Annotated in this window: 8 protein-coding genes; 3 read left to right on the top strand and 5 right to left on the bottom strand. The window is 67.1% G+C overall.

The window, feature by feature from the left end:
• The 4 genes from hutU to hutI form a co-directional block, all read right to left on the bottom strand.
• A partial coding sequence (gene hutU, locus LXM94_RS23700) for a urocanate hydratase (protein WP_235774021.1) occupies nucleotides 1-1243 on the bottom strand: 1243 nt, incomplete at its 3' end.
• A 15-nt stretch (nucleotides 1244-1258) separates the two neighbouring features.
• Nucleotides 1259-2083 (bottom strand): N-formylglutamate deformylase, encoded by an 825-nt coding sequence (hutG, locus tag LXM94_RS23695; RefSeq protein ID WP_235774019.1) that lies wholly within the window; start codon nucleotides 2081-2083, stop codon nucleotides 1259-1261.
• 2 nt (nucleotides 2084-2085) lie between these two features.
• Nucleotides 2086-3621, bottom strand: coding sequence for a histidine ammonia-lyase (hutH, locus tag LXM94_RS23690; protein ID WP_235774017.1), 1536 nt, complete (start codon nucleotides 3619-3621; stop codon nucleotides 2086-2088).
• Nucleotides 3622-3660: 39 nt separating this feature from the next.
• Nucleotides 3661-4908, bottom strand: a complete 1248-nt coding sequence (hutI, locus tag LXM94_RS23685; protein ID WP_235774015.1) for an imidazolonepropionase — start codon at nucleotides 4906-4908, stop codon at nucleotides 3661-3663.
• Between the two features lie 100 nt (nucleotides 4909-5008).
• Here hutI and LXM94_RS23680 point away from each other — a divergent pair, with 100 nt between their 5' ends.
• Entirely contained in the window at nucleotides 5009-6355 is a 1347-nt protein-coding gene (locus tag LXM94_RS23680) for a formimidoylglutamate deiminase (protein WP_235774013.1), read from the top strand.
• Between the two features lie 91 nt (nucleotides 6356-6446).
• On the top strand, nucleotides 6447-7199 hold the full coding sequence (gene hutC / locus LXM94_RS23675; protein ID WP_235774011.1) for a histidine utilization repressor: 753 nt from the start codon (nucleotides 6447-6449) through the stop codon (nucleotides 7197-7199).
• A 375-nt stretch (nucleotides 7200-7574) separates the two neighbouring features.
• Here the strand turns inward: hutC and LXM94_RS23670 are convergent, their stop codons facing one another.
• Entirely contained in the window at nucleotides 7575-7976 is a 402-nt protein-coding gene (locus tag LXM94_RS23670) for a hypothetical protein (RefSeq protein WP_235774009.1), read from the bottom strand.
• 717 nt (nucleotides 7977-8693) lie between these two features.
• Between LXM94_RS23670 and LXM94_RS23665 the strand changes: the two genes are divergently transcribed.
• Nucleotides 8694-9611, top strand: a complete 918-nt coding sequence (locus LXM94_RS23665) for a hypothetical protein (protein WP_235774008.1) — start codon at nucleotides 8694-8696, stop codon at nucleotides 9609-9611.
• Nucleotides 9612-9639 lie beyond the last annotated feature (28 nt).

Below are 9639 nucleotides of genomic sequence, written 5' to 3'. Positions count from 1 at the left end.
GGCCGACCCAGCAGATGCGCGCCGGCAGGCCCTGGAAGGAGATGCGCTCCTTCGCCATGTCGAGCCAGTTGTGCAGATGGGTGTTGCCGGGCGTCAGTTCCTTCACCTTGGCGTCGGTCTTGTAGATGTCCTCCGGATCGCCGGAAAGGGCGGCCCAGCGGAACGGGCCGATGCCGCGGCAGAACAGCGGGCGGATATAGGCCGGCACGAAGCCCGGGAAGGCGAAGGCGTTTTCGAGGCCCTCCTCCTTGGCGACCTGGCGGATGTTGTTGCCGTAGTCGAAGGTCGGGATGCCCATGTCCTGGAAGGCGATCATCGCCTCGACATGCTCGCGCATCGAGGCGCGGGCGGCCTTTTCGACGGCCTTCGGGTCGCTTTCGCGTTTGGCCTTCCATTCGGCCATCGTCCAGCCCTTCGGCAGGTAGCCGTTGATCGGGTCATGGGCGGATGTCTGGTCGGTGACCATGTCGGGGCGGATGCCGCGGCGGACCATCTCGGGCAGGATTTCGGCGGCGTTGCCGAGCAGGCCGACGGACCTAGCCTCGCCCGCCTTCGTCCAGCGGTCGATCATCGCCAGCGCCTCGTCGAGCGTCTCGGCCTTCTCGTCGATGTAGCGGGTACGCAGCCGGAAATCGATCGAGTCCGGGTTGCATTCGACGGCAAGGCACGAGGCGCCGGCCATGACGGCGGCGAGCGGCTGGGCGCCGCCCATGCCGCCGAGGCCGCCGGTCAGCACCCACTTGCCCTTGAGGCTGCCGCCGTAATGCTGGCGGCCGGCCTCGACAAAGGTTTCGTAGGTGCCCTGGACGATGCCCTGGCTGCCGATATAGATCCACGAGCCGGCCGTCATCTGGCCGTACATGGCAAGGCCCTTCTTATCCAGCTCGTTGAAATGGTCCCAGGTGGCCCAGTGCGGCACCAGGTTGGAATTGGCGATCAGCACGCGCGGCGCGTCCTTGTGGGTGCGGAAGATGCCGACCGGCTTGCCGGACTGCACGAGCAGCGTCTCGTTTTCCTCGAGATCGCGCAGCGACGCGACGATCCGGTCGAAATCGGCCCAGGTGCGGGCGGCGCGGCCGATGCCGCCATAGACGACGAGTTCGTGCGGGTTTTCCGCGACATCCGGGTCGAGGTTGTTCATCAGCATGCGGAGCGGCGCCTCGGTCATCCAGCTCTTGGCGGAAAGCTCCGTGCCGCGGGGGCTGCGGACATCGCGGATATTGTGGCGGGGGTTGATGGTCATGGCGTCTCTCCCGGATCAGCGAGCAGGCGTCGAGGCGATGACCTCGAGGCGTTCAAGAAGGGTTTTCAGGTGAATGCGCAGTCTCTCGGCCTTCGCGGTGTCGTAGGCGAAGGGCGGTGTCTCGGTGGAAAGATGGGTCGACTGGGCGAGTTCCATCTGGATGGCGTGCACGCCGGCCTCGGGTTTGCCGTAGTGCCGCGTCGTCCAGCCGCCCTTGAATCGGCCATTCAGCACATGGTCGTAACCCGTTGCCGCGGCACAGATTTCGACGGTCGCCCGTTCGATTTCCGGCGCGCAGGTGCGACCCATGTCGGTGCCGATGTTGAAATCCGGCAGCTTGCCCTCGAAGAGGAAGGGGATGTGCGAGCGGATCGAGTGGCAGTCGTAGAGGATCGCCACGCCGTGCACCGCCCTCACGCGCTCGACCTCGGCGGCGAGGGCCGCGTGATAGGGGGCATGGAAGCGCGCGAGCCGGTCGGCGATATCCGCCTCGGTCGGTCCTGCGCCGTCCTTCCAGATCGCCCTGCCGTCGAAATCCGTTTCCGGCACGAGGCCGGTGGTGTTCTGGCCCGGATAGAGGCTGACGCCGGCCGGATCGCGGTTGGCGTCGATGACGTAGCGGTGGACGGTGGCGCGCACCGTCGTCACCTCCGGCAGCAGGCCTGCGTAGAGCCGGTGGATGTGCCAGTCCGTGTCGGCGAGCAGGCGGCCGTTGTCGTTGAGCCGGTCCCATATGTCGGCCGGAACGTCGGTGCCGGTATGCGGCAGGCCGAGGATGACGGGCGAGGTGCCGCGGTGGAGTTCGAAGGGGAGGGGGTGCCCCGTTCGCAGTTGTCGCATCCTCAACCCTCCAGCACCGGAAGAATGCCCGTCGACACGGCCGCGCCGAGTGCCCCCGAGGACACAAGCCGGCTCGCCGCTTCGAGGTCGGGCGCCATGTAGCGGTCCTCCTCCAGCGTCGGCACGACGGCGCGGACGGCGGCGATGACCTTGACGAGTTCAGGGCTGGTAACGAGCGGCGCACGAAAATCGACGCCCTGCGCCGCCGTCAGGGCCTCGATGCCGACGATGCCGGCGAGGTTTTCGGTCATGCGCAGCAGGCGGCGCGCGCCGTGGCAGGCCATCGAGACGTGGTCTTCCTGGTTGGCGGAGGTCGGCGTCGAATCGACGGAGGCGGGATGCGCCATCTGCTTGTTTTCGCTCATCAGCGCGGCGGAGGTGACCTCGGCGATCATCAGGCCGGAATTCAGCCCCGGCTTCTTCGCAAGGAACGCCGGCAGGCCGTAGGAGAGCGCCGGGTCGACGAGCAGCGCGATGCGGCGCTGGGCGATGGCGCCGATCTCGCAGACGGCGATGGCGATCTGGTCGGCGGCGAAGGCGACCGGCTCGGCATGGAAATTGCCGCCGGAGACCACCGTGTCGTCGGAGAGCACCAGCGGGTTGTCAGTGACCGCATTGGCTTCGATTTCGAGCGTGCGGGCGGCGGAACGCAGGAGGTCGAGGCAGGCGCCGTCGACCTGCGGCTGGCAGCGGATGCAATAGGGATCCTGTACGCGTTCGTCGCCGGTGATGTGGCTTTCGCGGATGACCGAGCCGGCAAGCAGGGCGCGCAGGCTGGCGGCGGCGTCGATCTGGCCCCGGTGGCCGCGCAGCGCATGGATGTCGGCATGGAAGGGGGCGGAGGAGCCCATCGCGGCGTCGGTGGAAAGCGCGCCGGTGACGAGCGCCGCCTGGGCCGCGCGATGCGCCCGGAACAGGCCGGCGAGCGCGAGTGCGGTCGAGACCTGCGTGCCGTTGATGAGCGCCAGTCCCTCCTTCGCGGCGAGCACGACGGGCTCGAGGCCCGCCTTCGCCAGCGCCGCACCGGCGGCAAGCCGCTCGCCGGCATGGAAAACCTCGCCTTCGCCGATCATCGCCGCCGCCATATGGGCGAGCGGCGCGAGGTCGCCCGACGCGCCGACGGATCCCTGTTCGGGGATCACCGGGATCACGTCTTTCTCCAGCATCGCCTCGATCAGCCTGACGATCTCCAGGCGCACCCCCGAGGCGCCGCGGCCGAGCGAGATCAGCTTCAACGCCATGACGAGGCGCACGATCTCTTCGGACAGCGGTTTGCCGATGCCGCAGCAGTGCGACAGGATGAGGTTGCGCTGCAGCGTCGCGACGTCGGCCGGCGCGATCTTGATCGAGGCGAGCTTTCCGAAGCCCGTGTTGATGCCGTAGACCGGCGCATCGCCGCCGGCGATCTCGGCGATCCGCGCCGCCGCCCTGGCAATGCCGGCATCGAAGGACGGAGCGAGGCGGGCGGCGGCCCTCGTCCGGTAGATGGATTCGAGTGTTGCGAGCGGTACGGCGCCCGGATGAAGGATGATCGTCATGTTCAGTTCCCCGTTGCAGCCGTCGGGCTGCGCTTTTCCCTAGTGTCCGCGGCGGATGCGGGCGTGCACGGGATTGAAGCCCATGCGATAGACCAGTTCCGCCGGCCGACCGATGTCCCAGAGGACGAAATCGGCCCATTTGCCGGGCTCCAGCGTTCCCACCTCGTCGACGAGGCCGAGCGCACGCGCCGCCTCCCGCGTCGTGCCGGCAAGGCATTCCTCGACGGTCATGCCGAAGAGGGTCGCGGCCATGTTCATCGTCAGCAGCAGCGAGGTGAGCGGCGAGGTGCCGGGATTGGCATCGGTGGCCACCGCCATCGCCACACCGTGCCTGCGGAAGAGCTCGACCGGCGGCTTCTTCGTCTCGCGGATGAAATAGTAGGCGCCGGGCAGGATGACGGCGACCGTGCCGGCCTTCGCCATCGCTTGCGCGCCGGCTTCGTCGGTATATTCGAGGTGGTCGGCCGAGAGCGCGCCGTGGGCGGCGGCAAGCGCTGCGCCGTGAAGGTTCGAGAGCTGGTCCGCATGCAGCTTGACGGGCAGGCCGTGGCGTTTCGCGGCGTCGAAGACCTTCGCCATCTCCTCCGGCGAGAAGGCGATGCCCTCGCAGAAACCGTCGACCGCGTCGGCAAGCCCCTCGGCTGCGACGGCCGGCAGCATCTCGCCGACGACCTTGTCGATATAGGCGGCCTTGTCGCCGTTCATTTCCGGCGGCAGCGCATGGGCGCCGAGGAAGGTGGTGCGGACCGCCACGTCCCGCAGGCCGGCAATGCGCCGGGCGGCGCGCAGCGCCTTCAGCTCGTTCTCCGTGTCGAGGCCGTAGCCCGACTTGATCTCGACCGTCGTGACGCCCTCGGCGATCAGCGCGTCGAGCCTCGGCAGCGTCTCGCGGACGAGATCGTCCTCGCTCGCCGCGCGCAGCGCCTTGACAGAGGAGACGATGCCGCCGCCCGCCCGCGCGATCTCCTCATAGGAGGCGCCGGCAAGGCGGAGCTCGAATTCATGGGCCCGGTTGCCGGCGTGAACGAGATGGGTGTGGCAGTCGACGAGGCCCGGCGTGATCCAGCGCCCGTCGCAGTCGACGGTCTCGGCGCGGGAAAAGGCGGAGGGAAGATCGGCCTCCGGTCCGGCAAAGGCGATGCGGCCGCCGCTGACCGCGATGGCGCCCTTCTCGACGATGCCCATGCCGTCCAGCGACGGGTCGAAGGTCGCGAGCCGCGCATTGCGCCAGACGCGCGCTTCGGTTTTCGCTCCTGATCCCTTCGCTTCGGTTTTCGCTTCGGACATCGTTTTTCTCTTCCCTGATTGCTCGATAATGTATATACATAATGAAACAGGCGCAAGCGCATTTTTTGAAGCTGCATGCGCAGACGCGAAGGAGAGGCCGGTGACCGTCATTCATGCAAGGGAGGCCCTGCTGCCGGAAGGCTGGGCGAAGGACGTGCGGCTGAGTCTCGCGGGCGGCCGCATCGCGGCGGTCGAGACGGGTGCGGCCGCCGCGGCCGGCGACGAACGGCACGGCCATGTCGTGCCCGGCATGCCGAACCTGCACAGCCACGCCTTCCAGCGCGGCATGGCGGGACTCGCCGAGATGCGCGGGCCGGGCAGCGATTCGTTCTGGAGCTGGCGCACCGTCATGTATCGCTTCGCGCTCGCGATGACGCCCGACCAGGCCGAAGCGGTCGCCGCCCAGCTTTATGTCGAGATGCTGGAGGCGGGCTTCACCCGCGTCGGCGAGTTCCACTACCTGCACCACGACCGGGACGGCCGGCCCTATGGCGACGTCGCGGAGATGGCCGCACGCATCGCCGCGGCCGCCGCGCAGACCGGCATCGGCCTGACGCTGCTGCCGGTCTTCTATGCCCATTCCACCTTCGGCGGCGCAGCGCCCGGCGAAGGTCAGCGCCGTTTCATCAACGACGCGGACCGCTATCAGGCCCTGCTCGAACGCTGCCGCGCGCTGACCGCGGACCTGCCGGGCGGCGTCACCGGCGTCGCGCCGCACAGCCTGCGCGCCGTGACGCCCGGGGAACTGTCCGCCGTGGTCGGCATGGCCGGCGCGGGGCCGGTCCACATCCACATCGCCGAGCAGGTGAAGGAGGTGGAGGACTGCATCGCCTGGTCGGGCCGGCGCCCGGTCGAATGGCTGCTCGACAACCAGCCGGTCGACGGCCGCTGGTGCCTGATCCACGCGACCCACATGACGGAAGCGGAAACGCGCGCCATGGCGGCGTCCGGCGCGATTGCCGGGCTCTGCCCGGTGACCGAGGCCAATCTCGGCGACGGAACTTTTCCGGCGCCGGACTTCGTGGCGCATGGCGGCCGCTTCGGCGTCGGTTCCGATTCGAACGTGCTGATCGGCCTGCCGGACGAATTGCGCCAGCTCGAATATTCGCAGCGCCTCGCGCTGCGCGCCCGCAACGTGCTGGCGCCGGCCGGCGGCTCGACGGGCAGGGCGCTCTTCGACGGCGCGCTCACCGGCGGTGCGGCGGCCCTCGGCGCGGCGACGGGCCTTGCGGTCGGCCTGCCGGCGGATTTCGTCAGCGTGGCGCCGCGGCACGGCCTGGAGCCGGCCGGCGACCAGCTGCTCGATTCGTGGATCTTCGCGAATGGCGCGGCCGTCGACTGCGTCTGGGTGCAGGGGCGCAAGCAGGTCGAGCACGGCCGTCACGTCAGGCGCGCCGAGACCGGCCGGCGGTTCGCCGCGGCCATGGCCGAGCTGGCCGCGGCCTGAGGCGGGATTGAAAGGCCGGTCCTGCTTTCCTAAGACGGGAGGGCGGCGCCGGCCATGACGGACCGGCCGGGCCGGGCAGGGGAGGAAGGCGATGTCCACCGCAGAGGACGAACCGGACGGGCGGGCGCGCGAACCCTCGCTGCATCGGCGCATCCTGGACGAGGTCGAGGGACGGATCCTCTCCGGCGAATGGCCGCCGGGCCACCGCATTCCCTTCGAACACGAACTGACCGAGCAGTACGGCTGCTCGCGCATGACGGTGAACAAGGCGATCACCGAGCTCGTCAAGCGCGGCCTGATCGAGCGGCGGCGCAAGTCCGGCAGCTTCGTCACCCATCCGCATGCCCAGTCCGCCGTGCTCGAGATCCAGGACATCCGCCTCGAGGTCGAAACGCTCGGCCTGCCGTACCGCTTCGAGAAGCTCGCGCGCACCGACCGCGCGGCGCGGGCGGCCGACCGCAAGCTGCTTGAGCTTGCCGGAACCGGCCGGGTCGCCGAGATCACCGTCCTCCATTTCGCCGGCGCGCAGCCCTTCTGCCTGGAGGAACGTCTCATCAACCTTGCCGCCGTGCCGGAGGCGGCGGACGAAGCCTTCGACGCGGTCGCACCCGGTGCCTGGCTGATCAGCCGCGTGCCCTGGAGCGCCGCCGAGCACCGCATCCGCGCGGTCGGCGCCGAAACGCGGGTGGCGGAGCGGCTGAGGATCGCGGAAGGCACCGCATGTCTCGTGATCGAGCGCCGCACCTGGAGCGGCGGCACCTATATCACCCATGTGCGGCTCACCTATCCCGGCGACCGCCACGAACTGGTCGCCGAATTCGCGCCGTCCCATCCGCGGGAGTGACCGGCCGGCCGCGCCGCATGCGGCCCCGTCAAGCTGTCCTGCAAGAACGAAGGAAAAATTGCGGCACAAACAGTCCCGCCATCATGATTGAATCGGCCGGAAGCTTTGCTGGTGTCGTTCGGAACCACAGCGGCGCGGACGGTACTCTATCGGGAAGTTGAGCCGCGCCTCAACATCTGCCTATGCGATGCCCGCACACCTGCCGGGTTGCGCTGCCATGCAGCAGCAGCGCGAAATTCGCTTAGTCACTTGAGAAAACTCAGGAAAATGGTGGGCGATGACGACCCACGGCTTTCCCGCATTTCCGGGGCGCTTGGCCAATATGAGACACAACAGAATATCGAGGAAAAACAGCTCGCCTCATGCAGCGGTGTCTCACGTTTGGAGTGGGCCGTTACCTGGCTGACGGAGCATCTCGACGATTGCCCGCGCCCCATAATCCCCTACATCAAGAAAGCTTACGGCCTCGGCAATGTCGATGCGGTGGAAGCGATCCGGCTCGCCCGACTGAAGCGCGGGTAAGGGCCGATTGATGTGGTCGGACTGATCAATCAGGAAGTTCATAACGCCTTTGTGGCGATAGGCGTCGTTGCCGGACTGTCGGCCAACGAGCGCCGTGTCGCGGCCGCAATCCTCGATCATTACAACCGCAAGACTGGTCAGTGCGACCCCGGCGGCGAGCGCTTGGGGCGTCTGCTGGACATTGATCGAACGCGCGTGGTCAAGGCTACCGCTCGACTGTGCGGCGAGTTCGGGCTTTTCGAAAAGGTCAGTCATGGCGGCGGATCGCACCGCGCATCCTACCGCCCCCAGTGGCACCGCTTTCGCGAGATATTGGCCGAATGGAACGCCAAAATGCGTGGCGCGGATGCGCCCGCAAACGTGACCAGAACGTCACGTTCAGTGTGCCGAAAACGTCACGTTCAACGTGACCAAAACGTCACACAAACCGATAGAAATAACCGAATAGATAGGTACGGAGATAGTGGAAGGGCGTGTCCAAGTGCCGATCCGCCGTGCGAGGCGCCCGAGCGAGATGGGACCCGTCAGAGCCGAACCGAAATGGTGCAAGGGCTCTTGAGAAGCAGCGTGCGGCGGCCGCCCGGCGGAGGATCGCCAAGCCGTGCGCAAGCTGCACGGCTGCGCGCAGAACATCGATGGGATGCTGACCTGCGCACCCTTGGGTTGCGGGCGTACAGCGAGGCAGTGGAGCGGATTGACGCCGGTATGGCGTCGGAGGCGACAGACGCCGAGACACGCCGCAGAGGTGCCGGCCTAGCCTTGCTGGTTGAGCGGCTCGGGCCTCTCAGCGGGAGTGGAAGGATATGATGATGACGAAAGCACCTCAACGAAATGGAAGTCTGTATCGGGTTCAGAGAGTCGCGCTACGGATGGCCGATTCGTGGGTCCTTCTGAGCGCCGAACGCCCCCCGCGGGTCAATGTGGGCGCGGTCGCAGTTGGTGTGTGCAGCCAATTCGAACTTGGTCTTTCCGTTGTTGTTGTTGATCCTGGTGGGAGCGAGCGTCGAGCTGCCGGACGGTGTGCTCGCCCTGCCGCGAATGTTGATCATGATTGAAAGGGTGGCTCCGGTGGTTTGCGAGAACGGGCAACAGAAGGACCGCGAAGAACTTCGGCGCCGCCTCGAGGCCGGCGAGGAGATCGAATTTGCAGAGGCGCTCGCCGTCCTCGACGTGCGAAGCACGAGAGACCTCTGGCCGTTCGCCGAATTGCACGCCCTGGGCAGGGTAGGGTCTCCGCTGGAGGCTCAATCCGAGATCCCTCCTGCAGCGTGGCCGCATCTTACGTGGGAGATGAAGGGGATCGACTTCGTGGTCGTAACGCCTGAGGGCAAGCGGGTCTACGACATGCGGTTTCGCACACGATCGGTCGCCGAAACTGTGCCAGGTGCCGTTCTCTCGGCCAGCTTCGCTCCGGATGACCGTTCCGGCCCTTCGGAAGAGCCTGCGCAAGTGTTTCGCCGGATCGTCGAGACGCCGCGAGCAGAAGGCCGTCCTTGGACCATCGGGGATTACAACGCGGAACTGGTTCGGGCAGGCCTGTCCGTCACCGCCGACAAGTGGCGCGTTCCCGGTCTGACGGTCTCGCAAGGTCGCGTCGAAAGAGGGGCAGGACCGACCGCATTGTATCGTGCGCTTGTTGTTGCTCGCTTCAGATTTGCAGCCGATCGCGGAGATTTTGAACAGTGCCGAACCAGGCGCGATGTCGTGCGGGTACTTTGCGGATGGCTGGCAGTCGAACATGCGAATCTCGACATCGTGCGGCGAAGTGGATTTCCGGACGTCAAGACAGTCGACGGTTTGTCCGACTTTCTGAGGGCCAATATCGGCGACTTTGCCGGCGGTTCAGCAAGTTGCACGCATACCTATCCACTGCCCCAAACAGTACCCTAAACAGTACCGCAAACGTTTTCCCGGTCGT

The sequence above is a fragment of the Rhizobium alarense genome (assembly GCF_021555155.1).
In the GTDB taxonomy this organism is placed as follows: Bacteria; Pseudomonadota; Alphaproteobacteria; order Rhizobiales; family Rhizobiaceae; genus Rhizobium_D; species Rhizobium_D alarense.
Note: the sequence above shows the minus strand (reverse complement) of the source record. Positions and strands in the feature narration are given on the sequence as shown.